The organism is Agromyces atrinae (assembly GCF_013407835.1).
Taxonomy (GTDB): domain Bacteria; phylum Actinomycetota; class Actinomycetes; order Actinomycetales; family Microbacteriaceae; genus Agromyces; species Agromyces atrinae.
Genome location: NZ_JACCBI010000001.1, coordinates 2,920,842 through 2,943,935 on the forward strand (window position 1 = coordinate 2,920,842; position 23,094 = coordinate 2,943,935).

Sequence of the window (23,094 nt, forward strand, 5' to 3'; positions counted from 1 at the left end):
TGACTCGGGCGGGCGTCCGTCATCCGCGAGGTCGATGCGCCCGCGGCATCCCCCGACGACGCTGGAATCATGTCGTCTTTCATCATCGAATCCACCGGTCTGCAGAAGTCGTTCGGCCCGACGCACGCCCTCGCGGGAGTCGATCTCGCGGTGCGCGCGGGGGAGTCGCTCGCGATCATGGGCGCGTCGGGGTCGGGCAAGACGACCCTGCTGCACGTGCTGTCGGGCGTCGTCGCGCCGGATGCCGGGAGCGTCGTCTTCCGCGGGCCGGGCGGCCCTGTCTCCGTGTCGGAGCTGAGCGACCGCGAGCGTGCGAGGCTCCGCCGCGAGGCGTTCGGCTTCGTGTTCCAGCAGGGCCTCCTGATCCCCGAGCTCACGGCGATCGAGAACGTCGCCCTCGCCCTCATGCTCACGGGTGCGCCGCGTGCGCTCGCCGAGGAGCGCGCGGCGGGATGGCTCGCCTCGCTCGGTCTCGCGGGACTCGAGTCGCGGCGCATCGGTCAGCTTTCGGGCGGCCAGGCCCAACGAGTCGCGATCGCCCGGGCGCAGGTCACGGGTGCCGCGGTCGTGTTCGCCGACGAGCCGACGGGCGCTCTCGACTCGCACACGTCGAGCGAGGTCATGGATGCGCTGCTCGGCTCGACCGTCGGTCAGGGCCGCACCCTCATCGTCGTCACGCACGACGCCGAGGTCGCCGCCCGCTGCTCGCGCACCCTGCGCATGCGCGACGGTCGCATCATCGAGACGCAGGTGGCCGCATGACGTTCCGCATCGCGTGGCTCCTCGCCCGACCGGGCACGACGGGCGTCGCCGCCCTCGTGCTGCCGATCATCGCGTTCGGCGTCGTCACGGCACTGCTCCTCACGGTGCTCGGCGGCGCGCAGTCGTTCTGGTCGTGGCGCGGCGACATCGCCGGGGCGTATCAGTTCCTCGCGGTCGTCGCCCTCGTGCTGCTCGTCGTTCCGCTCACGAGCCTCGGCGGATCGGCCGCGCGGCTCTCGGCCCGGCGCCGCGACGACCGACTCGCGACGCTGCGCTTGCTCGGGGCGACGACCGCGACGGTCACGGGCGTCACCGTGCTCGAGTCGGTCGTTCTCGCCCTGGTCGGCGTCATCACCGGCATCCTCGGCTATCTCGCGCTCGTGCCGCTCGTGGGCCTCATCCCGTTCCGCGGCGAGGCGCTCGGCGCCGGTGCCGTGCTGCTGCAGCCCGCGCTTGTCGCGGGTGTCGCGGCTGGGATCGTCCTGCTCGCCGCGATCTCAGCTCTCCTCGGCCTGCGCTCGGTCGTGATCTCGCCGCTCGGAGTGCGCACGCGGCAGAACGCGCCCCGGATGCACTGGCTGCGCGTCGTCGTCGCGGTCGTCGGCTTCGCGGCTGCGGTGGGCCTCCTCAACATGCTGCAGGTCGCGGGCTCGCTCATCGCGATCATCGCTGTCATCGGCGTCGCGTTCGGCGCGACCCTCGCCCTGCTCGGTCTCGTCGGTCCGTGGGTGATCGGGCTCGTCGCGCGCTCGCAGGCGCGCCGGGCGAAGACGGCCGTGCGGCTCCTCGCGGCGCGGGCGACGGCCGAGTCGCCGAAGGCCGCGTGGCGGCAGGTCTCGGGGGTGGCGATGACGAGCTTCATGGCCGTCTTCGCCGGGGTCGGCATCGCGCTGACGGATGTCGCGGGCTCCGAGGATCTCGACTCCGAGACGGCGTACCTCTTCGCCGACATCCGCACGGGCGTGCTCATCACGGTCGTCGCGTCGTTCCTCATGGTCGCGTGCTCGGTCGGGGTCAACCAGTCGGCCGAGATCCTCGACCGGCGCGACCTGTACGCGAGCCTGTCGCGCTTCGGCATGGCGATCGAGACGATGGATGCCGCTCGCCGGCGTTCCGTCATGTCGCCGCTGCGCATCACGGCGCTCGGTTCGGCGGTGTGCGCCGCGGTCGTGGTGTTCCCGCTCACGGGTCTCGCGCTCATCATCGCTCCGCTCTCGCTCGCCGTCATCGCCGGCGTGCTCGCCGCGGGCCTCGCCCTCGTCTGGCTCGGCCTCCGCGCGACCCGCCCCGTGCTCACCCGCGTCGCCCAAGCCTGACCCGCACCCACCCCACCCGCCCGCACCCCCCCACCCGTCTCGGCGTCACGAATGTGCTCTTCGACCCCTCCGAACAGCACAAACGTGACGCCGAAACGCTCGTCCGTTTCGGCGTCACGACACGCTGGGTAAGAGGGTTTTAGCCAGCGTGTCGTGACGCCGAGACTTTTGGGGCGGAGAAGGGGGCAACACGCAGGCGCGGGCGGTTAGGGTCGAGGAATGGCAGAAGACCGTGACGCTCTCGACCAGCTCATCGCGATCCGCGGATCGATCGACAACATCGACGCCGCCCTCGTGCACCTGCTCGCCGAACGTTTCAAGTTCACCCAGCAGGTCGGCCATCTGAAGGCCACGCACGGTCTGCCGGCATCCGACCCGGCCCGCGAGGCGCGCCAGATCGACCGCCTCCGTGCCCTCGCGATCGACGCGAACCTCGACCCCGCGTTCGCCGAGAAGTGGTTCAACTTCGTCGTCGCCGAGGTCATCCACCACCACGAGGTGCTCGCCGCGGGCGACGCATGACCTGGAACCCGCAGCTCCTCCCCGCACAGCGCGGCACGACCGTGCTGGTGACGGGCGCGAACGCGGGTCTCGGTTACTTCACGAGCGAACAGCTCGCTCGTGCGGGCGCCCGTGTCATCCTGTCGGGTCGGAACCCGGCGAAGCTCGCCGCGGCGGCCACCGCCGTGCGCCGCGCGGTGCCGAGCGCCGATATCGACACGCTCGTCATCGACGTCGCCGACCTCGACTCGGTGCGCGCCGGTGCGGCGACGCTCGGCGGCCGCCTCGACGCGGTCGTGCTGAACGCCGGCATCGTGCACCCGCCGCGCGACCGCACCCTGAGCGTCGACGGCCACGAACTCGTGCTCGCGACGAACGTCATCGGTCACGTCGCCCTCGCCGACCTCACGCTGCCGCTCCTCGAACGCACCGCCGCCGAGCACGGAGCCGCGCGATTCGTGTGGCTCGGCAGTATCGTGACGCGGCTCCGCGACTCCGACCTCACCGATCTGCAGCTCGAGCGCTCGTACGATTTCGCGACGGCGTACTCGCAGTCGAAGATCGCGATGCAGGTCTTCGGCTTCGAACTCGACCGGCGTCTGCGCGCGATCGGTTCGCCCGTCGCGTCGATCGTCGCCGAGCCCGGGTACTCGATCGGCGGGCGCACGCGCCGCGTCGAGGGGGTCAACGAGCCGTCGTGGACGAAGCGCATCGGCGACAACGCCCTGTTCTTCCTCGCCCAGGGCAAGGAGTCGGGCGCGTGGTCGCAGGTGCGCGCGACGCTCGACCCGAGCATCGAAGGCGGCGAGTACTGGGGCCCGCGCTTCTTCACGCGCGGTCGGCCCGCTCGGCTCACGCCGACGCGCACCTCGACCGACCCGGTCATCGCGCGCCGCGTGTGGCGCGAATTGACGGATGCCGCGGGCGCGCGTTTCGCGGAGCTCGACGGCAGCGGGGGTGCACCGTGATCTCCCGCGAGTTGGCCGCCGCCCTGCGTGATGCCGGTCTCGTCTGGCATCCCTCGTCGGGCGACCGCTTCCAGATCGACCTGCCCGACCTCGACGCCGACGTCTTCACGGTGAGCGAGATGACGATCGAGCCGAAGCAGTACGCGACGGGAACGATCCTCGCGTTCAACGGCACGACCGAGTGGGCGCTCGACTCGGTCGCGCAGAGCGACGCCGTGTGGCTGCCGCGTGAGGACCAGCTGCGTGAGCTCCTGCGCGCGACCTTCCGGGCGCTCCGCCGCCTCGACGACGCCTTCGAGGTCGAGGTCGTCATCGCGGGCGAGACGCGCGTCTTCGAGCACCCCGAACCCGCCGAGGCCTACGGCCAGGCCGCGCTCGCGCTCATCGAGGCATCCGTCTAGGGCGCCCCTCGCGCGTTTCTTTCCCCGTGCCGCTCGCGCGCGCTCTTCTCGCGCCGCCCCGAACCTTACCCTCCGTGCGGCTGCACGGTCGGGTGAATCGATCCAGAGGTCGATCGCGCGGGGTGTGGAGTGCCCTGCACCAGGGTGGATTGACCTTTCGGCGGGAGGAGGGCACACGGCACCCCCGTGAATCGACCTCTCGGTGATCGCCCTACGCCCGCCGCGCCCCGAGAGGCGTGAAGAGCAGCTGGGGTAGCCCGTCGAGTTCGGTGCGCTCGACGCCGATGCCGTAGACCCGTTCGATGATCGACGGTTCGAGGACCTCCGACGGCGTGCCGCGGGCCACGACGCGCCCCGCCTCGAGCAGCACGAGGTCGTCGCAGTAGCGCGCGGCGAGGTTGAGGTCGTGCAGCACGACGATCGTCGTGAACGGCAGCGAGCGCACGAGCGTCAGGATCTCATGCTGGTACCGCACGTCGAGGTGGTTCGTCGGTTCGTCGAGCAGCACGTGACGGGCCTGTTGGGCGAGCGCCCGCGCGATGAGCACCCGCTGCCGTTCGCCGCCCGAGAGGTCGTCGACCGAGCGATCGGCGAGATGCAGCACGCCGGCGAGTTCGAGCGCCTCCTCGGCGATCGACTCGTCGCCGGGGCGATAGCGGCTCCAGCCCGAGACGTGCACGCTCCGCCCGAGCAGTACCGATTCCCACGCGGTGAGCGGTAGTCCGCTCGGCTCCTCCTGCGCGACGGATGCCAGCCGCTTCGCCCGCTCGGTGTCGTGCAGGCCGTCGGCGTCGTCACCGTCGATGAGCACGGTGCCGCCCGCGCGCCGGATCGCGCCGAGCACCGAGCGCAGCACCGACGACTTGCCCGAGCCGTTCGGCCCGATGAGACCGAGCGTCGTGCCGTCCTCGGCGGTGAGCGCCACGTCGGACGCGGCGAGGACCTGGCCGTAGCGCACGGCCAGGTCATCGACGCGGATCATTCCGAGATTCTGCCGGTGGCCTCGAGCACGGCGCGGAATCCGCGCACGGCGTCGGGGTCGGGCGAGAGGTCGCCGCCGAGCACGCCGACGACGCGGTCGTTGACGACGGCACTCAGTTCGGCCGCACCGGGCTCGCTGAGGAAGTGCGCCTTCGCCTCGTCGAACGTCTCGCCGTAGAGGCCGTAGGCGATCACGATCGTGTCGGGGTCGGCCGCGAGCAGCGTCTCGATGTTCGCCTCGAGGTACACCGACGGCTCGTCGCCGTAGACGTTGTCGAAGCCGGCGCGATCGAGGATGTCGTTCGCGATGCCCTGGCCGCCACGGGCCGAGAGGGTCGACGACGACGAGAAGTAGTAGACGACGGCGGCCGTCTCACGCTCGGCATCGGCGGGAACGGATGACTCGAGCTCGGTGAGTTCGGCTCGGAGCTCGGTGAGACGCGCGTCGGCGGCATCCGTCGTGCCGAAGACCGTCGCGAGACGCTCGACGTCGGCGAAGATCGCGTCGAAGTCGGTCGGGTCGCTGAGCGCGGCGTCGTGGCTGCACTCGCCGTCGATGACGATGTTCGTGATGCCCGCCGCGGCGAGGTCGTCGTCGGTCGAGTTGAAGAGGCCGTAGCCCACGACGATGTCGGCGCCCGCACCGACGATCTTCTCGGTCGTCGGGTCGGACGGGTCGACGATCTCGGCGTCGGTCGGCGGGTTCTCGAGGCCGTCGGGAAGCTCGGCGCCGAACTCGCCCGAGCGCGCGATGATGCGGTCGGAGGCGCCCGCGGCGTCGAGCAGCGAGACCGCCGACGTGCCGATCGTGAGGATCGTCTCGGGCTCGCTCTCGATCGTGAGCTCGGTGCCGCAGTTGTCGATCGTGAGCGGGTAGGCGCCGGCGCTCTCCGCCGAGGCGTCGCCGGGCGTCGAGCAGCCGGCGAGGCCGATCGCGGCGACCGCGGCGACGGCCGCGAACGCGAGACGGGTGGGTGCTGTGGTCATGGTTCTTCTCTCTTCTGATGGGTGGTGCGGTGTGACGGGGTGGCAGGTCAGCGGGCGAACATGCGGCGCACGAGCACGATGAGCATCGGCGTGCCGATGAGCGCGGTGAGCACGCCGAGGGGCAGTTCGCGCGGGGCGAAGGCGGTGCGGGCGAGGGCATCGGCCCAGACGAGCAGCAGCCCGCCGAGCAGCGCCGAGACGGGGAACGTGAGGCGGTGGCTCGAGCCGACCATGCGCCGCGCGATGTGGGGCACGACGAGCCCGACGAAGCCGATCGACCCCGAGACGGCGACGGCCGCGGCGATCGTGACGCTCACGAGCAGGGCCGCGACGGTGCGGAACCGTGTCGGGTCGGTGCCGAGGGCGCGTGCCGTGTCGTCGCCGATCGCGATGGCGTCGAAGCGCCGCGACCAGGCGAAGAGCACGATCGCGGCGAGGGCGACGGCTCCCGCGGCGATCGGCACCGAGGCCCAGCGGGCCTGCCCGAGCGAGCCGAGCATCCAGAACAGCACGGCGCGGGTTCCGTCGCGCGATTCGCTCGCGACGACGAGGAAGTTGGTGAGGGCGGTGAGCGCGAAGCTCACGGCGATGCCCGCGAAGACCAGACGCGAGGGCACGAGCCGCCCGCCGATGCGCGCGATCGAGAAGACGAGCACGATCGCGAGGGATGCCCCGAGGAAGGCGCTTCCGGTGAGCCCGACCGCTCCCGCGCCGACGCCGAATCCGAAGAGGATGCTCGCCGCGGCGCCCGCCGATGCGCCCGATGAGATGCCGAGCAGGTAGGGGTCGGCGAGCGGGTTGCGCACGAGCGACTGCACGGCGACGCCCGTCATGGCGAGGGCCGAGCCCACGAGCACGCCGAGCAGCACGCGCGGCACGCGGATGAGCCACACGATGTTGTCGTCGGCCGGCGACCACGTGACGTCGACGGGTGCGCCGAGGTGGAAGGCGATGATGCGAGCGACGACGTCGGGGGCGATCGAGACCGGCCCGATCCCGACGGTGACGACGACGGATGTCACGAGCCCGACGACGAGCACGACGATGAGCGTGCCCCGTCGGGTGCGCGCCCGGGCGAGCGAAGCGGGCCTCGCGGCGAGTGTCGTCACGGGTGGCGCCTCTCGGTCGATGTGGTGTACAACTGACTACACCTTGTTGATAACGGTTATCAATATCAAATTAGCATGGAGTCTCGTGATCCATTCACGCCTCATCCGACTGGGCCGCGGCGCCCGTCAACCGCTCGTCGTCGTCACGGTCCTCGGCCTCGTGCTGAGCGCCCTCGCGGTCATCCAGGCGTTCGCGCTCGCCACGGTCTTCAGCTGCATCGTCGCGGGCACCCCCATCGACGCCCTCGCTCCCGCCCTGGTGGTCGTCGCCGTCGCACTCCTCGTGCGCCCCGTGTTCGTCGCGCTCCGCGAACTCGCCGTACACTCCGTCGCCGGCGCCGTCACCCGCTCCGTGCGCGGCCGACTCCTCGACGCCGAGGCCGCCGCCGGCCCCCTCGCTCGGCCCGACGCCCGCACGGGCACCCGGCAGTCGCTCCTCACCGACGGCGTCGACGGGCTCGAACCGTACTTCGGTCGCTACGTGCCCCAGGTCGTCGTGACCGCCGTGACGGTCGTCGCCGTCGTCACGATCCTCATTGCCCTCGACCCCGTCGTCGGCCTCGTGACCGCGATCATCGCCGCGACGGTGCCGTTCGTTCCGCGCCTCTGGGACCGCGCGCTCCAGGCCCGCGGTGACGACCACTGGTCGGCCTACTCCGACATGAACGCCGACGTCGCCGACAGCCTCCGCGGCATGGAGACCCTCAAGCTCCTCGGCGCGACGACCGATCGCCGTCGCACCCTCACCGAGTCGAGCGCGCGGCTGCTGCACGCGACGCTCGGGCAGCTGCGACTCTCGCTCCTCGAATCCGGTCTGACCGGCTTCCTCCTCATCGCCGGTCCGGCTGCCGCGCTCCTCGCCGCCGTCGTACGCATCGCATCGGGGGACCTCGCCGCGGCGAGCGTGTTCACGGTGACCCTTCTCGCCTTCGAGGCGTTCCGCCCGTTCCGCGAGCTCGCCAACCACTGGCACGCCGGCTACCTCGGAGTCTCGGCGGGCGGTCGGGTGCTCGCGGCACTCGACGGCGAGCCCGGTCGCGCGCGGTCGGTGCAGACGACGGATGACGCGCCGAGCGTCATCCCCGACGACGAGGCGATCGTGTTCGACGACGTGACGTTCCGCTACCCCGGCGCCGAGCAGGCGAGCCTTCACGGGTTCGACCTCCGCATCGCGCGGGGGTCGGTCGTCGCCGTCGTCGGCCCGTCGGGCGCGGGCAAGTCGACCCTCGTCAACCTCGTGCTCGGCTTCGGCGACCCCGAGGAGGGCCGCGTCAGCGTGCTCGGACATGCCGCGCGCGATGCGGCACCCGGAACCGTCGCACTCGTCTCGCAGGACCCCGTGCTCTTCTCGGGCACGATCCGTGAGAACCTCCGCCTCGTCGCGCCCGGGGCGAGTGATGACGACCTCGCCGCCGCCCTCGAGCGTGCCCATGCCGCCGACCTCGTGGCCCACGGCCTCGACTCACCCGTCGGCGACGGGGGAGCGCTGCTCTCGGGCGGCGAGCGTCAACGCGTCGCGATCGCCCGCGCGCTGCTCATGAACGCCCCGATCATCGTGCTCGACGAAGCATCGAGTGCTCTCGACGCGCGCGCCGAGCGCCACGTGCTGGGCGACCTCCGCGCCGCGACGCTGCCCGACGGGAGCGGGGTCACGGTGCTCGTCATCGCGCACCGCCTCGCGGCTCTCCGGCACGTCGACGAGGTCATCGTCGTCGACGACGGGCGCGTCGTCGAGCGCGGCGGTTTCGACGAGCTCGCCGCGGGTGACGGGCTGTTCGCTCGCCTCCTCGACGCGCAGACGGATCGAGTCGACGCGTGAGTGCTCCCCGGGCAGCGCTCGGCCCCGTCATCCGTCTGCTCGGCGTCGTCGGGTCGGAGCGGGCGCTCTTCGTGCGCTCGACGCTCTCGATGACGGCGTATCAGCTCGCCGCCGCGGCGGCCTCGGGCACGAGTGCCGCGATCGCCGCGGCCGTCGCGTCGGGGCGCGGCGCCGACCCCGTGGTCGCCCTGCTCATCGCCGGTCTCGTGGCCGCGGTCGTCGCGGTCGCCCTCTTCACCTGGATCGAATCGTGGCTGAGCCACGTGCTCGCCTACCGCGTCATCGACGGCCTGAGGGTGCGCGTGTACGACGCGCTCGAGGCGATCACGCCCGCGCGCTCGGGTCGCCGACGTGCGGGAGCCGTCGCCGGAACAGCGCTCGGCGACGTCGAGACGCTCGAGTGGTTCTACGCCCACACCCTCGGTTCGGCGATCAACGCGATCGTCTCGCCGGCGCTCGTCGGCGTCGTGCTCGTCGTGCTCGTCGGCCCCGTCGGCCTGCTCGTGCCGGCCGGAGTCGCGCTCCTCCTCGTCATCCCCGCGGTGCTCGGCTCGCTGCAGGCGCGTCAGGGTGCGCGCATCCGTGAGGAGCTCGGGTCGCTCCGGGCGACGGCGTTCGAGGGTGCCGAGGCGCAGCGCGAGATCCACGCGCTCGGGCTCGTCGGCCACCACCGTGCCGAGGTGCTCGCCGCGACGGGCCGTGTGCACCGCGCCAAGCGCGCGTTCGCCCTGCGCGCCGCGGGTGAGAGTGCGCTCGCCGACGTCGTCGTCGCCGTGACGACGCTCGGCTTCCTCACCGCGCTCGTGGCGCGTGTCGCCGCGGGCGAGGTCGACCCCGTTCTCGTTCCCGCCGCGATGGTGCTCGTCGGGGCGGCCATCGCACCCGCGGCCGGGGCCTTCGCGATGGTGCAGCGACTCGGCGAGATGTCGGCCGCCGCGAGCCGCGTGCTCGACCTGCTCGACGAGACCGACCCCGTGCCGCCCGGCGGCGACGACGCCCCCGGCGACGGCCGCGGCGAGCTGCGCTTCGAGGGCGTCGGCTTCGGCTACGCGCCGGGCCCGCGCGTGCTCGACGGCCTCGACCTCGTCATCCGGCCGGGCGAGTCGGTCGCACTCGTCGGCGCGTCGGGCGCGGGCAAATCGACGATCGCACGCTTGCTCGTGCGCTTCTGGGACCCGGATGACGGTCGCATCGTGCTCGACGGCCGCCCACTGACATCCGTCGACCCCGTGCGCGTGCGTCGCGAGATCGCCCTCGTCGCGCAGCATCCGTTCGTCTTCCGCGGCACCGTGCGCTCGAACCTGCTGATCGCCCGCCCGGATGCCGACGACGACGCGTTGCGCGGAGCCCTCGCCGACGCGGGCCTCGCCGAGACGGTCGAGTCGTGGCCGCTCGGTCTCGACCAGCCCATCGGCGAACGCGGCGCGACCCTGTCGGGCGGGCAGCGACAGCGCCTCGCGATCGCCCGCGCCTTCCTCCGCGATCCCGCCGTGCTCGTGCTCGACGAAGCCTCGGCCCACCTCGATGCGCTTCGCGAGAACGACCTCGCCGACACGATCGACCGCGTGCGCGCGGGGCGCACGACGATCGTCATCGCGCACCGCATCTCGACGATCCGCCGCTCCGCGCGGGTCGTCATGCTCGGCGACGGCCGCGTCGTCGCCGACGGCAGCCACGACGACCTCCTCGCGAGCGAGCCGCGCTACCGCGCCCTGCTCGCGCGCGAGGACCACGGGGAACGGGTGGGCGCGGCAGGCGCCCGCCCCGACCCCACCGATGAGGAGAGGAGGTGACATCAATGCAGAACATCACCGTCACGCAGATCGCGACCGAGCGTTCCGAGGAGCAGATCCTCGCGCCCAACGCGAACAACCACGGCCACGTGTCCACCGCGTTCGCCTGGGCGTAAGCCCACCCTCGGGTGCCCCGCTCCTCCGCGGGCGGGGCACCCGTACATCCCGCCGCCCCGTCTCAGAATGCGAATCGACCATGACCCTCCGCACCTCACTCGCCACCGCCGCCGAGGTCCGCGCCCTCCCCGGTGGGCGCACCCTCGTCACCACACCGGCCGACTCGTCGTTCGCCGTCGACGTCGCCCCCGACCAGGTGCTCCGCATGCTCGACGCGTGGAGCGGCCTCGCGGACTCCGAACTCCTCCCCGACGGATGGCGTGAGAGCGCCGCCGTCCTGCTCGACGTGCTCGAACGCGATGGCGCGTTCGCCGCACCCGCCGAGATCCCCGACCTTCCGCCGCTCGCCGCGGACACGGATGACGGTGCGGGCGTCACCGCGGGTGATCTGCTCGTCATCGGAGACCCCGACATCGTCGCGGCGGTGCACGCCGCGCTTCGAGCGATCGACGGCCCCGCCGTGCGCACCGTGCCGGCGGATGACTGGCAGCGCGTCATCCACCGCGCCTTCCGCACGGGCGAGCTGCTCGTGCACGCCGTGCGCGGCGGCGACGACGCGACGCTCATCGCCTTCGACCGGCTGTGCTCCGACGCGCGTACGCCGTGGGTCGCGCTCGAACTGACGCGATCGACCCTGTGGCTCGGGCCGTTCGTCGATCCCGGTCGTGGCGCGAACTACGAGGACTTCGCGGCGCGCCGCACGGCCGCGGCCTTCGACGCCGTCGCGCACCGGGCACTCCGCACGCCCGCCGTCGGCGGTGACTGCGGCTCAGTACCCGCGGCTCTCGGGGCCGCGTTCGCGAGCGCTGCGGACGTGCTCGCGGGCGCCCACCCGGCCGACCTCGTCATCGAGATCGACGCCGCGGGCGGAATGTCGCGGCACCCCGTGCTGCCGCTCCCGGGCAGCGTGACCGAGCACGTCGTCGCCCACTCGCCGGCCGATCTCGTCGACCGGGTGACGGGCCTCGTGCAGCGCACGCGCGACGTCGTGCACCACCCGTCGATCCCGACCGCGCTCGCGACGGCGCAGAGCGACGTCTGCAACATGCGCCGCGTCTCGCGCTGGGCCAACAACACCTCGTGCCAGGGCTCAGCGTTCGGCGATGTGACGCAGGCGCGCGACAGCGCCGTGGGCGAGGCCGTCGAACGGTACTGCGGCAACCTGCTCGACACGCTGCCCGTGACCTACGGCTCCTTTGCCGAGCTCAGTCGAGGCCCCGTGCGCGTGCTCGACCCCGACTCTCTCGTTCTGTACTCCGACACCCAGTACGACACCCCCGGCTTCCCCTTCGTGCGGCTCACCCACGACCTGCCCGTGCACTGGGTGCCCGGCCGTTCGCTCACGACGGGCGAGGAGCTGCTCGTGCCCGCGAGCATGGTCTACGTCAACTGGTTCACCGCCGGATACTCGAGCGCCCCGGTGACGAACTTCTGCCCCTTCGCGGGCATCGCCGCAGGCCCGAACCTCGACTACGCGATCACGTCGGCGCTCGAGGAGATCATCGAGCGCCACGTCACGATGGTGTGGTGGCTGAACGCGCACCCGTTCGACGCCGTCGACCCGGGCGCGCTCGCCGAGGTGTGGCGGGGCGTGCCGGATGACGCGGGCCAGCGCCCCTCGATCATCATGCTCGACAACGAGTTCGGGGTGCCGGTCGCGGCCGGCGTCCTGCACAACGACGTCGACGACCTCGTCAACGTGGGCTTCGCGAGCCGGCACACCGCCGAGGCCGCGGCCTCGAAGGCGTGGACCGAGGCGTGCACCCTGCAGGAGGGCAGTCGCGATCTGCTGCGTGCCGACGGAGCGCACTGGGATGCCATGGCCCGCGGCGAACTCAACAGCCGCTCCTTCAAGCCGTGGCGTGCCGATCGCCGCTACCTCGACTCGTATCGCGACGACATGCGCGACTGCGACGACCTCATGGTGCAGCAGCAGGTGTTGCTCGATCCGCGAGCCGTGCGTCGCGTCGCACCGCTCCTCGACCGACCGGTGACGCGCACCTTCGCCGACATCTCCTCTCTGCCCGCACGCACGCCCGCCGCCTACCAGCGGGCGATCGAGGATGCCGGTCACGAGGTCATCGTCGTCGACATCACGTCGCCCGACATCGCCTCGACGGGTATGGCCGCGGTGCGCGTGATCGTGCCGGGAACCGTCGGCAACGCTCCCGCGGCGTTCCCGTTCCTCGGTCACGGCCGGGTGCAGGACCTCGCCGTCGAACTCGGCTGGCGCGAGACGCGACTCGACGAATCGGAACTCAACCACTTCCCGCTGCCGCACGCATGACGCGGATCGCCGTGTACGCGCTCGGTGCCGACCGGCTCGTCGTCTGCGGCGACGCGGGCGAGCGCTGGGTGCTCGACGTCGGTGCGGAGCGGCTGGGTGAGCCCGCGGTCGTGCAGGTGCTCGACGGGCTGCGCGCGTCGGGGCCCGATGCGGTCTCGCCCGTGTGCGGGGAGCACGATGCGATCGTCGGTTCGCTCGCGGACGTCGTCGAACTCGGTGCGCGTGACGCCGATGCGGGGGCGAGTGTCGTCGTGTGGCGCTACGGCTCGCGGCACGTGCGGATGCTCCTCGACGGGCGTGGCCGGCATCGGAATGCGCTCGACGCGCGCGACGCGCTGCTCTCGACGGTCGACGATGCCGAGATGGCTCGGGCCTTCGCGCGTCATCCGCTCGTGGACGACGTCGTGCTCGCGCGCACCGGGCGGCTCGACGCTCCTACGCCGGGGGTGCTGCAGTGCGCGGATGACGGAGGCTGGGGCGATCACGCGATCGATCCGGCTCCACTCGTCGACGCGCTCACCGGCATCCTCCACCGGGTACGGAAGCGCCCGGTCGACCTCGCGCTGCCGCCCGGATTCGAGCACTGGCATGCCGAGCTGCCGTTCCTGTCGAGCATCGACGCGCGGTGGCTGCCCGATCCGCTCGCGCCCGCGGGGGCGTTCATCGGCGCGGTCGAGTCGGGGCGAGAGGCCGCGATCCGGTCGGGGGTCGCGCACTACTGCGGCGCGTACCTCGGGCAGGGTGCGCGCGTCTACGCGTCCGAGGCGGAGCTCGCGGGCGAGCGTGTGCTGACGATCGCGCAGTGGCGCCCGCACGACCCCGTGCTCGATCGGGAGCCTGGGTTTCCGTTCGCGCCCGTCGCGCCGGACGAGCGGCTGTGGTGGCTGCGCGGCAGCGACGACGACGGGCCGTGCGTCACACCGCTGAGCCTCGTGCACGCGGGATACCTGCAGGCCGCGCTGCCGGGCATGCGCGCGACGAACGGACACAACCTCGGCGGGCTGCAGGCCGGAGCGAGTCTCGCCGAGGCCGTCGAGCGGGCGTGCGCCCACGTCGTCGCTCATGATGCCGTCGCGCGATGGTGGGATTCGGGTGACGCACTGGGCGAGGTGCCGGTGCCGTCGGTCGTCGCGGACGCGTGGGGCGGCTCCGACCTCGCGCTGCGCGTGCTCGCCGTGCCGGCGGTCGGCGGGTTGCCCGTTCGGCTCGCGGTTGTCGACGACGGGCACGCGAACATCGTCTCGCTCGGCTTCGCGGGGCACGCCGACGCCGACGAGGCCGGGGTGCTCGCCGTCGTCGAGGCGCTCATCCAGCACGCGTCGGCGCGGGATCTCGATCGGCCCGACAGTCTCATCCGCGATGCCGGGAAGCTCGGCAACGGGGGAGTCGCGGGGCTGCGGGAGCACTCGCCCGCGCGCGACTACGCCGACGCCTTCGGTGACGATCACCGCGGACTCATCGACCCCATGGCGCACGTGCAGTTCGGCCTCGACCCGCGCGTCGTGGCCGAGACGCGGCGGCGTGTGGTGGGTGCGGGGGTTCCTGCGGGCTCAACCTCGGCTGCGGCGGCGACTTCGGCGGCGACCTCGGCTCGGAGGGCGCTCCGCGACACGGGGCACCGCGTCGTCACGGTCGACGTCACGACCGATCGGGTGCGTCGCGCCGGGATGCACGCCGCCCGCGTTCTCGTTCCCGGCCTCGCGCGGCTGCAGCCCGCCGCGTTCCCGCTCACCGTCGGAGGCGGCACCCCCTACCCCGGCTGGTGACGCGCGCCGCGCCCGTGGCGCCCGCTCCCGTCATCCCGCGCCGCCCGCCGCCCCGCCGCCCCTCGTGCTGCGCCCCCGCCCTCGTTCCTTTCCCCTTCACGTTTCCCCGGGTGAATCGATCCAGAGGTCAATCCCCCAGGGTGGCGGGCCCACAACACCCGTATGGATTGACCTTTCGGTCGGCGCGGTGGCCGAAACGGGTGAGGTGAGCGGGCAGGGTGAGGTGGGGTGGGCAGGGCGAGGTGGGCGTGCACGCGTCATCCCTCGGCTCCTCTTTCTCGGGTGAATCGATCCAGAGGTCAATCGCTCGGGGTGGTGAGCTCTCGGCACCGGTGTGGATTGACCTTTCGGTGAGGGAGGTGCGCGTGCACGCGTCATCCGTCGGCTCTCCTTCTCCGGGTGAATCGATGCAGTGGGCGATCGCTCGGGGTGGTGGGCCCCGGGCACCCGTATGGATTGACCTTTCGGTGGGGGAGGGCGCGCGCGAGCGGATGACGCGGGCGCGCGCACCTCGCAAACAGGGCCGTTCGCAAACAGGGCCGTTCGCAAACAGGGCCGTTCGCAAACAGGGCCGTTCACCTCGAGGTAACCCGCCGTTGGCGACCGCGGCCTACGGTGACCCGACAAGAGCGCCGCGGTCGCGGCGACGGGGAGGGGAGCCCGATGCCGCACACTGTCGTGCGCGCGCGAGAGCGCGAGATCATGGTGACACCGGCGCCCGTGGCGATGGTCTGGAACGAACCCGGCCGTCCGCATGACGCGATCGCGACTCCGGGAGTCACTCTCGGTCGCGGCGAAGCGCTCGTCGAGGTCGAACTCGCGACGGTGTGCGGTTCGGACGTGCACACGGTGCGCGGTGAGCGTCCGGCGCCGACTCCGCTGGTGCTCGGCCACGAACAGGTCGGTCGCGTCGTCGCGCTCGGCCCCGAGGCTGTTCGCGCCGACGGCTCGCCGCTCGAACTCGGCGACCGGGTCGTCTGGTCGGTGTCGGTCTCGTGCGGTGCGTGCGATCGGTGCACGCGGGGCATCCCGCAACGCTGCCGTTCCCTCGCGAAGTACGGCCACGAGCGCGTGCACCGCGGCTGGGAGCTGAGCGGCGGCTTCGCGACCCACGTGCAGTTGCGCGCCGGAACGGCGATCGTGCCCGTCGGCGAGACGCTGCCCGCAACGGTCGCGGCTCCGGCGTCGTGCGCGACGGCGACTGCGGTCGCCGCTCTCGACGCGGCATCCCACATCGCGCTCGAGGGCGCGACAGTGCTCATCACCGGTGCGGGCATGATCGGACTCACGGCGACCGCGATGGCGACGGATGCCGGTGCGACGGTCGTCGTCTCGGAGCCCGACCCCGCACGACGTGCTCTCGCCCTGCGGTTCGGCGCGACCGCGGTCGCCGACTCGCGGGTCGCGAGTTCGGCGAGCGAGGGCGTCGGCGGAGTGCTCGAGAGCGTCATGCGACGCGGCGCCGCCGAACCGCTCGTCGCGATCGAGGCGTCGGGGTCGGCTCGCGCAGTGCGCACGGCGATCGGAGCCGTGGGGGTCGGCGGTGTCGTCGTCCTCGTCGGCAGCGTGACCCCCGGCAGCGAGGTGCGCATCGACCCGGAGGACCTCGTCCGCCGCATGGTGACCCTCACGGGCGTGCACAACTACGCGCCGCGTCACCTCGTCGACGCCGTCGACTACCTGCGTCACGCGAGCCTGCTGCGGCCCTTCGACGAACTCGTCGGAGGAACGGTCACGCTCGACGAGCTCGACCAGGCGCTGCGCGCTGCGGCGTCCGGGCTGCACGTGCGCGTCGGGGTCGCACCCCAGCGAAGGCACTGAGCGGCGGACGGGCGCCGAGCGGCGGATGTCGGAAGAGCGCCGCGAATCGGGAGCGCCGACCGATCAGTGCGCCGGAAGGAATGCCTCGCTGAGCCGCGCCTCATCGAGCGCCTCGGCCGGTGAGCCCTCGAAGGCGATGCGCCCGCGCGCCATGAGCACGCAGCGGTCGGCCCGTCGTGCGCTCTCGAGGTGGTGCGTCGCCGTGACGACCGTCGTCCCGCGAGAGACCTCGTCGGCGATGACGTCGTCGATGATCTGCTGAGCCTCGGAATCGAGGCCCGTCGCGGGTTCGTCGAGCAGCAGCAGAGGAGCCCGTTGCGCGAGGCCCTGCGCGACGAGGGCTCGTTGCCGTTGCCCGCCCGAGAGCTCCCCGAGCCGTCGGTCGGCGAGGTCGGTGAGACCGAGGCGGTCGATGCACGCGTCGATGAGGGTGTGGTCGGCGCGCGTCATCCGTCGCCAGAGGCCGCGCTCGGCCCAGCGGCCCATCGCGACCGTGTCGCGCACGGTGACCGGCAGCCGGTCGGAGGCCTCGCTCCGCTGCACGACGAACGCGACGCCGGGGGCCGCGAGCTCGACGTGACCGGCGCTCGGTCGCTCGACGCCGGCGATCACCGAGAGCAGTGTCGACTTGCCCGAGCCGTTCGGGCCGAGAAGCGCGGTGTGGGTGCCGGGCGCGAGGTCGAGGTCCACACCGTCGAGCGCGCGCACGCGCCCGTACGAGACGACGGCGCCGCGGACCGACGCGCTGAGAACCATAATCATTACCATTTAGACTAGCCCCTCGTGACCTGGCTCCTCGAACCCTTCGCGACCGAATTCATGGTGCGCGCCCTCCTCGGCGGCGCGCTCGTGTCGCTCGTCTGCGCCGTCGTCGGCACATGGGTCGTGGTGCGCGGCCTGGCCTTCCTCGGCGAGGCGATGGCGCACGGCATGCTGCCCGGCGTCGCGACCGCGGCTCTGCTCGGCGCGCCCGCCGCGCTCGGTGCCGGCGTCGCCGCGGTCGCCATGGCCGTCGGCGTCACGGCCGTCTCGCGTCGCGCGAAGCTCGCCCAGGACACCTCGATCGGCCTGCTCTTCGTCGGCATGCTCGCCCTCGGTGTCATCATCGTGTCGGCGTCACGCGGCTTCGCGGTCGACCTCACGGCGGTGCTGTTCGGAGACATCCTCGCGATCACGTGGGCCGATGTCGGCTGGCTCGCCGTCGCCGCAGTCGTCGCCGTCGTCTTCTGCGCACTCATGCACCGCGCGTTCGTCGCACTCGCGTTCGATCAGCGGAAGGCCGCGACGCTCGGGCTCCGTCCCGCGTTCGCGCACTACGCGCTACTCGGAGCCGTCGCGCTCGCCGTCGTCGCGTCGTATCAGGCCGTCGGTACGCTGCTCGTCGTCGGATTCCTCATCGCTCCGCCCGCGACGGCCGCCCTCTGGGTGCGTCGCCTGCCGTCGATCATGGCGCTCGCGGTCGGGTTCGGAGTGCTCGCGACCGTCGTCGGCCTGCTCGTCTCGTGGCACCTCGGCAGCGCCGCGGGGGCCACGATCGCCGCGAGTGCCATCGCGTTCTTCGCGGTCTCGGCGCTCGTCCGCCGTGCGGTGTGACCGTCCGCGCCGATTTGAGAATGAGAACAGTTATCAATAAGGTCGGAGTCACGCCACCCGGAAAGTGACACCGTGCCCCACCTCTCAGCGCCTTGGCGCGCCACCCCCCTTCTCTTCGCCGTTCTCGCCACGACCGCCCTCGCCGCTTGCGCGACGAGCCCCGCCGAACCCGCAGGCGACGCCGACACCGCGAAGCCGCACGGCTACGTCGAGGGCGCGAGCGAGATGCCCGAGCCGCAATCGCGCCTCGTCTACTCCGATGCCGCCGGCGACGTGCGTCTGCTCGACCTGCTGAGCGAGGCCGACGAGCCGCTCGCGAGCGTCGGCCCGATCACCGGCACGTCGAGCGACGGCCGCTTCACCTTCGCCGCCGGCGCCGACGGCGTCAGTGTCATCGACGCGGGTGCCTGGACCGTCGACCACGGCGACCACATGCACTACTACCTCGCCGAGGCGCGCAGCGTCGGCACCGTCGACGGCGCGGCCGCGGCGGCGGTCGCCTCCTCCGCGACCCGCACGGCCGTCTTCTTCGCGGATGACGGTGAGGCCGTCATCCTCGACCGCGACGCCCTCGGCACGGATGACGTCGCCGAACTCACCCGCTTCGAGACCGCACCGCACGCCGGTGTCGTGGTTCCCTTCGCCGACGGCTTCCTCGCGACGATGCCCGGTGCCGACGGCATCGCCGATCGTGTCGCGCTGCTCGACGCCGATGGCGCACCCGTCGACGGAGTCGGGGCGGCGTGCCCGGCCGTCGGCGGTGAGCGCCAGACGCGCGTCGGCGTCGTGTTCTCGTGCGCGGACGGCGCGCTGCTCGCGACCGAGACCGACGGCGAGGTCGCCTTCGAGCACGTCGCCTACCCCGAGGGAGCGGCGACACGAGCCGGAGCCCTCGACAACCGCGCCGGTCGACCGGCCGTCGGGGCCGTCGCGGGAGACGCGGGTGCCTGGCAGTTCGACTCGCGCGCTCGGGAGTGGACCTTCATCGCGACCGACACGCCCCTCGTCGCCGTGAGCGCCGTCGGCGACGACGAGCACCTCCTCGTCGCGGTCGACTCCACCGGACGCGTGCTCGTGCTGAGCGCCCCCGACGCGGCCGTCATCGCCGCGAGTGAACCGCTGCTCGCGTCATCCGCCGCCGAGCGCCCCGCCGAGATCGGCCTCGTCGTCGACGCGTCCCGCGCGTACGTCTCGGGGCCCGCCGAGAGCGTGATCCTCGAGATTGACTACCGCGACGGTGCGCGAGTGGCGAGGTCGTTCGCGACCCCGGTCGCGCCGATCGGCCTGGAGCTCGCCGGATGACGCGCCGCATCGCCCTCGCCCTGCTCGCCGCCTCGGCCCTCGTGCTGAGCGGATGCTCGTCCGCCGCGAACGACCGACCGAGCGTCGTCGTGACGACGAACATCCTCGGCGACGTCGTCTCCGAACTCGTCGGAGACGAGGCCGACGTGCTCGTGCTCATGCCGCCGAACGCCGACCCGCACTCGTTCGAGATCTCGGCGCAGGAGGCCGCGCGCATCGGCCGCGCCGACCTGCTCGTCACGAACGGCCTCGGTCTCGAAGAGGGGCTGCAGTCGCACGTCGACGCGGCGGTCTCCGACGGTGTGGACACGATCGCGGCGGGAGACCTCGTCGACGTCATCGCGTACGACGACGAGAGCGGGAGCGGCGCGCCCGACCCGCACTTCTGGACCGACCCCGCGCGCATGCTCGACGTCGTCGACGGACTGGGGGAGCGTCTCGCCGCGATCGACGGCATCGACGCGGACACGGTCGAGGCGAACACGGCGGCGTACCGGGGCGAGATCGAGCAGCTCGAGACATCCATGGCCGACGCGTTCGCGGCGATCCCGCGCGAGCGCCGCGCCCTCGTCACCAACCACCACGTCTTCGGCTACCTCGCCGAACGCTTCGACTTCACGGTCGTGGGCGCGGTCATCCCGAGCGGCACGACCCTCGCTGCGCCGAGCGCCTCCGACCTCGCGTCGCTGAGCGCCGCGCTCCGCGAGACCGGCGTCACCGCGATCTTCGCCGACTCGTCGCAGCCCGACCGGCTCGCCCAGGTGATCGCCGAGGAGGCCGGGCGCGACGTCCGCGTCATCCCGCTCTTCACCGAATCGCTCACCGCACCCGGCGAGGGGGCCGCGACGTACCTCGAGATGATGCGCGCCAACACCGACCTGCTCGTCGACGGCCTCGCGCCCTGAGCTGTTCCTGCCCACGCACCCGCACCACGCACCACGGAAAGAGAGAACCACCATGCCCCGCACCACCCACTACCGTCTCGCCGGAGGAGCCGCGATCGCCGCGACGCTCCTGCTCGCCGGCTGCGCCTCGTCACCCGGCGCGACCACCGAGTCGACCGCGACGCCCGACGCCGCCGCGGCCTCCGATACGCGCGTCACCCTCACCTACGACGGAGGCCTCTACGTGCTCGACGGCGAGACGCTCGACGTGCTCGCCGACATCCCCCTCGAGGGCTTCAACCGAGTGAACACCGCGGGCGACGGCCGTCACGTCTTCGTCACGACGACCGACGGGTTCCAGGTGCTCGACACCGGAGCTGGCGCGGGCGAGCCCGAACTCACCGACGTGCTGTTCCCCGCGGTCGAGGCCGGCCACGTCGTCAAGCACGAGGGCAAGACCGTGCTCTTCGCCGACGGAACGGGCGACATCACGATCTTCGACACCGACGCGGTGACGAACGAGGGCCTGCCCGAGTCGGAGACGGTCGCGTCCGAAGCGGCGCACCACGGCGTCGCGATCGAGCTCGCCGACGGCACGCTGCTGTCGACGATCGGCACGAGCGAGGCCCGCACGGGTGTGCGCGTGCTCGACGAGTCGCGCACCGAGACCGCTCGCAACGAGGAGTGCCCCTCCGTTCACGGTGAGGGAACCGTGAAGGGCGAGGTCGCCGTCTTCGGCTGCAGCGACGGCGTGCTCGTGTACGCCGACGGCGAGTTCACGAAGGTCGCCGCCCCCGACGCCTACGGCCGCACGGGCAACGCGTACGTGACCGACACCTCGAGCCTCATGGTCGGCGACTACAACTCGAACCCCGACTCGGAGGGCTACCTCCTCTCGAAGCTCGCCCTCGTCGACACCGAGACGAAAACCATGCAGGTCGTCGACCTCCCCGAGGGTGTCGAGTACACCTGGCGGGATGTCGCGCGCGGACCCTCCGACGAGATCCTCGTGCTCTCGGCCGACGGCTCGCTCTACGTGCTCGACGAGACCGGAGCGGTGACCGACTCGTACCCCGTCATCGAGGCGTGGGAGAGCCCCGTCGAATGGCAGGACGCCCACCCGGCCCTCTCGGTCGTCGACGGAGTCGCCTACGTGACCGAACCGGCCGCGAAGAAGATCCACGCGATCGACGTCGCGACGGGTGAGATCCTCACCTCTGCCACCCTCGACGCGGCGCCCAACGAGATCGCCGTCGTCAACTGACATCCGCTCGTTTCCGACGGCGTCCCTGGGTGAATCCTGGGGGCGCCGTCCACGTACGGAGCGTAGGCTGCGGGCTGTGATCGTGATCAGCTACAACCTCCGAAAGCACCGCGCCATCGGCGAACTCGCGGCGCTCGAAGAGAAGCACTCGCCCGACCTGGTGTGCCTGCAGGAGTGCGACACGAAGGCCCTGCCCGAGCGCATCGGCTCGCTCGAACTCGCCGATTCGACGACCGGCAATCGCCTCGGACTCGCGGTCTACTACCGCGCCGACCGGTACGAGAACCGCGGCGTGCGGGCGTTCGCGCTCAAGAAGTCGCTGCACGACCGGGTGCTCCGCCCCGCGCACGAACGCCTCATCGGCGTGCGGCTGCTCGACCGGGCTGCGAGCCGCGAGCTCATCGTCGCGTCGTTCCACGCCGCCCCGCTCACCGCGCTCAACTCGCTGCGGCGTCACCAGATCAAGTCGGCGCTCGGCGAGCTGCAGTTCCTCGGACCGGGCCTGCCGACGCTCATGGTCGGCGACTACAACTACCCGGTCTTCAAGGAGAACCTCACCGAGAAGGTCCGGGATGCCGGGTACGAGCTCACACTCAGCGACAGCCGCACGTACACGCGCTACAAGTTCTTCCGCGGCCACTACGACTTCGCGACGAGCGCCGGCCTCGACATCGACGCCGTCGAGACGCTGCCGCGCGGGTCGTCCGACCACATGCCGATCCGCGTGACGGCGCGCTACACCGAGGCTCCTCCCGCCGACGACGTCGACATCGCGATCTGAGGGGTCGGGGGTCTACCGGTCGCTGCCTCACGGCCGCCGCCGTGGCGGGGCGTGCCTGCCGCCGCCCCCGCGGCCCGTTCCCCTGCCCCGTCCGTTGTGTTGCCACTCGTGGTGGGTGCTGAGCCCCGCGCACCCGCCACCATGGGCAACATACGCGCCAGGTCGACCTGCGAGTTGCCACGAATGCCCCGTTCCAGCGCTCGCGCACGGTGCTTTCGTGGCAATTCGCAGGGGCGGGTGGCGGATGACGCGCGCTCGCGTCATCCGGCGGCGCCGTCGCCGCACTCGCGGTCGGGTCCCGTCCGGCTCGTGTGTTGCCACTTTCGGCCCGTCGCGGGCGCCTCGCACGGGCCGAAACTGGCAACACGACCCGTCTCCGTGCCCGACTGCCCTGCGAGTTGCCACGAATGCCCCGTCGTGGTGCTCGCGCACGGTGCTTTCGTGGCAATTCGCGGGGGTGGGTGGCGGATGACGCGCGCTCGCGTCATCCGTCGGCGCAGTCGCCGCACTCGCGGTCGGGTCCCGTCCGGCTCGGGTGTTGCCACTCGTGGTGGGTGCTGGGCCCTGCGCACTCACCACCGTTGGCAACATCCCGACCGTGCCGCCGTCTGCCCGCCCGCCGCCGCGCTCAAGCCCGCCGTA

General features: G+C 72.1%; 19 protein-coding genes. 15 read left to right on the plus strand and 4 right to left on the minus strand.

The annotated features are described in order from the left end of the window. Window positions 1–69: 69 nt before the first annotated feature. From BJ972_RS13605 to BJ972_RS13625, 5 genes are all read left to right on the plus strand, one after another. On the plus strand, window positions 70–762 hold the full coding sequence (locus BJ972_RS13605; protein WP_129171943.1) for an ABC transporter ATP-binding protein: 693 nt from the start codon (window positions 70–72) through the stop codon (window positions 760–762). Then, a complete protein-coding gene (locus tag BJ972_RS13610) occupies window positions 759–2,078 on the plus strand; it encodes an ABC transporter permease family protein (RefSeq protein ID WP_129171942.1) in 1,320 nt (439 codons plus the stop codon). The genes BJ972_RS13605 and BJ972_RS13610 overlap by 4 nt, the downstream gene beginning before the upstream one ends. Before the next feature lie 219 nt (window positions 2,079–2,297). After that, a complete protein-coding gene (locus BJ972_RS13615; protein WP_129171941.1) occupies window positions 2,298–2,600 on the plus strand; it encodes a chorismate mutase in 303 nt (100 codons plus the stop codon). After that, entirely contained in the window at window positions 2,597–3,547 is a 951-nt protein-coding gene (locus tag BJ972_RS13620) for an SDR family NAD(P)-dependent oxidoreductase (protein ID WP_129171940.1), read from the plus strand. The genes BJ972_RS13615 and BJ972_RS13620 overlap by 4 nt, the downstream gene beginning before the upstream one ends. Continuing rightward, the gene (locus tag BJ972_RS13625; RefSeq protein WP_129171939.1) at window positions 3,544–3,948 is read left to right on the plus strand and encodes a pilus assembly protein CpaE; all 405 of its coding nucleotides are present in this window, start codon (window positions 3,544–3,546) and stop codon (window positions 3,946–3,948) included. The genes BJ972_RS13620 and BJ972_RS13625 overlap by 4 nt, the downstream gene beginning before the upstream one ends. A 211-nt stretch (window positions 3,949–4,159) precedes the next feature. On the opposite strand, the gene BJ972_RS13630 is transcribed toward BJ972_RS13625, so the two are convergent. Genes BJ972_RS13630 through BJ972_RS13640 form a run of 3 tightly spaced genes read right to left on the minus strand, consistent with a single transcriptional unit; the run spans window position 4,160 to window position 7,025 of the window. Continuing rightward, window positions 4,160–4,930 (minus strand): ABC transporter ATP-binding protein, encoded by a 771-nt coding sequence (locus BJ972_RS13630; RefSeq protein WP_129171938.1) that lies wholly within the window; start codon window positions 4,928–4,930, stop codon window positions 4,160–4,162. Then, the gene (locus BJ972_RS13635) at window positions 4,927–5,916 is read right to left on the minus strand and encodes an ABC transporter substrate-binding protein (RefSeq protein WP_129171937.1); all 990 of its coding nucleotides are present in this window, start codon (window positions 5,914–5,916) and stop codon (window positions 4,927–4,929) included. Before BJ972_RS13635 ends, BJ972_RS13630 begins: the two co-directional genes overlap by 4 nt. A 47-nt stretch (window positions 5,917–5,963) precedes the next feature. Next, window positions 5,964–7,025, minus strand: coding sequence for a FecCD family ABC transporter permease (locus BJ972_RS13640; protein ID WP_206736447.1), 1,062 nt, complete (start codon window positions 7,023–7,025; stop codon window positions 5,964–5,966). A gap of 85 nt (window positions 7,026–7,110) precedes the next feature. On the opposite strand from BJ972_RS13640, the gene BJ972_RS13645 reads away from it, so the two are divergent. The 5 genes from BJ972_RS13645 to BJ972_RS13665 all read left to right on the plus strand — a co-directional run bounded on the left by BJ972_RS13645 (window position 7,111) and on the right by BJ972_RS13665 (window position 16,628). Next, window positions 7,111–8,844 carry an ABC transporter ATP-binding protein/permease gene (locus tag BJ972_RS13645; RefSeq protein ID WP_164989830.1) on the plus strand — a complete coding sequence of 578 codons (1,734 nt, stop codon included), beginning with the start codon at window positions 7,111–7,113 and terminating at the stop codon, window positions 8,842–8,844. Beyond that, the gene (locus tag BJ972_RS13650) at window positions 8,841–10,637 is read left to right on the plus strand and encodes an ABC transporter ATP-binding protein (protein ID WP_129171934.1); all 1,797 of its coding nucleotides are present in this window, start codon (window positions 8,841–8,843) and stop codon (window positions 10,635–10,637) included. Before BJ972_RS13645 ends, BJ972_RS13650 begins: the two co-directional genes overlap by 4 nt. Before the next feature lie 196 nt (window positions 10,638–10,833). Next, the gene (locus BJ972_RS13655) at window positions 10,834–13,041 is read left to right on the plus strand and encodes a YcaO-like family protein (RefSeq protein WP_129171933.1); all 2,208 of its coding nucleotides are present in this window, start codon (window positions 10,834–10,836) and stop codon (window positions 13,039–13,041) included. Next, complete coding sequence (locus BJ972_RS13660; protein WP_129171932.1) at window positions 13,038–14,807, plus strand: YcaO-like family protein; 1,770 nt, start codon at window positions 13,038–13,040, stop codon at window positions 14,805–14,807. The genes BJ972_RS13655 and BJ972_RS13660 overlap by 4 nt, the downstream gene beginning before the upstream one ends. Before the next feature lie 663 nt (window positions 14,808–15,470). Continuing rightward, entirely contained in the window at window positions 15,471–16,628 is a 1,158-nt protein-coding gene (locus tag BJ972_RS13665; protein ID WP_129171931.1) for a zinc-binding dehydrogenase, read from the plus strand. A 63-nt stretch (window positions 16,629–16,691) separates the two neighbouring features. On the opposite strand, the gene aztA is transcribed toward BJ972_RS13665, so the two are convergent. Beyond that, entirely contained in the window at window positions 16,692–17,390 is a 699-nt protein-coding gene (aztA, locus tag BJ972_RS13670) for a zinc ABC transporter ATP-binding protein AztA (protein ID WP_129171930.1), read from the minus strand. A gap of 21 nt (window positions 17,391–17,411) precedes the next feature. Here aztA and aztB point away from each other — a divergent pair, with 21 nt between their 5' ends. The 5 genes from aztB (at window position 17,412) to BJ972_RS13695 (ending at window position 22,452) form a co-directional block, all read left to right on the plus strand. Continuing rightward, window positions 17,412–18,221: a zinc ABC transporter permease AztB gene (gene aztB, locus BJ972_RS13675; protein WP_129171929.1), complete on the plus strand. Its 810-nt coding sequence runs from the start codon at window positions 17,412–17,414 to the stop codon at window positions 18,219–18,221. A 72-nt stretch (window positions 18,222–18,293) separates the two neighbouring features. Then, window positions 18,294–19,523: an ABC transporter gene (locus BJ972_RS13680; RefSeq protein WP_129171928.1), complete on the plus strand. Its 1,230-nt coding sequence runs from the start codon at window positions 18,294–18,296 to the stop codon at window positions 19,521–19,523. Next, entirely contained in the window at window positions 19,520–20,428 is a 909-nt protein-coding gene (gene aztC / locus BJ972_RS13685; protein WP_129171927.1) for a zinc ABC transporter substrate-binding protein AztC, read from the plus strand. The genes BJ972_RS13680 and aztC overlap by 4 nt, the downstream gene beginning before the upstream one ends. Before the next feature lie 52 nt (window positions 20,429–20,480). After that, complete coding sequence (aztD, locus tag BJ972_RS13690; RefSeq protein ID WP_129171926.1) at window positions 20,481–21,671, plus strand: zinc metallochaperone AztD; 1,191 nt, start codon at window positions 20,481–20,483, stop codon at window positions 21,669–21,671. A 76-nt stretch (window positions 21,672–21,747) separates the two neighbouring features. Beyond that, entirely contained in the window at window positions 21,748–22,452 is a 705-nt protein-coding gene (locus tag BJ972_RS13695) for an endonuclease/exonuclease/phosphatase family protein (RefSeq protein WP_129171925.1), read from the plus strand. Window positions 22,453–23,094: the final 642 nt, after the last annotated feature.

Excerpts from the sequence above, each read along its gene's own strand:
- BJ972_RS13610 (WP_129171942.1), top strand. The coding sequence starts at position 759 with ATGACGTTCCGCATCGCGTGGCTCCTCGCCCGACCGGGCACGACGGGC.
- BJ972_RS13665 (WP_129171931.1), top strand. The coding sequence starts at position 15,471 with ATGCCGCACACTGTCGTGCGCGCGCGAGAGCGCGAGATCATGGTGACA.
- BJ972_RS13635 (WP_129171937.1), bottom strand. The coding sequence starts at position 5,916 with ATGACCACAGCACCCACCCGTCTCGCGTTCGCGGCCGTCGCCGCGGTC.
- aztD (WP_129171926.1), top strand. The coding sequence starts at position 20,481 with ATGCCCCGCACCACCCACTACCGTCTCGCCGGAGGAGCCGCGATCGCC.
- BJ972_RS13615 (WP_129171941.1), top strand. The coding sequence starts at position 2,298 with ATGGCAGAAGACCGTGACGCTCTCGACCAGCTCATCGCGATCCGCGGA.
- BJ972_RS13605 (WP_129171943.1), top strand. The coding sequence starts at position 70 with ATGTCGTCTTTCATCATCGAATCCACCGGTCTGCAGAAGTCGTTCGGC.
- aztA (WP_129171930.1), bottom strand. The coding sequence starts at position 17,390 with ATGATTATGGTTCTCAGCGCGTCGGTCCGCGGCGCCGTCGTCTCGTAC.
- BJ972_RS13630 (WP_129171938.1), bottom strand. The coding sequence starts at position 4,930 with ATGATCCGCGTCGATGACCTGGCCGTGCGCTACGGCCAGGTCCTCGCC.
- BJ972_RS13655 (WP_129171933.1), top strand. The coding sequence starts at position 10,834 with ATGACCCTCCGCACCTCACTCGCCACCGCCGCCGAGGTCCGCGCCCTC.
- BJ972_RS13660 (WP_129171932.1), top strand. The coding sequence starts at position 13,038 with ATGACGCGGATCGCCGTGTACGCGCTCGGTGCCGACCGGCTCGTCGTC.
- aztC (WP_129171927.1), top strand. The coding sequence starts at position 19,520 with ATGACGCGCCGCATCGCCCTCGCCCTGCTCGCCGCCTCGGCCCTCGTG.
- BJ972_RS13620 (WP_129171940.1), top strand. The coding sequence starts at position 2,597 with ATGACCTGGAACCCGCAGCTCCTCCCCGCACAGCGCGGCACGACCGTG.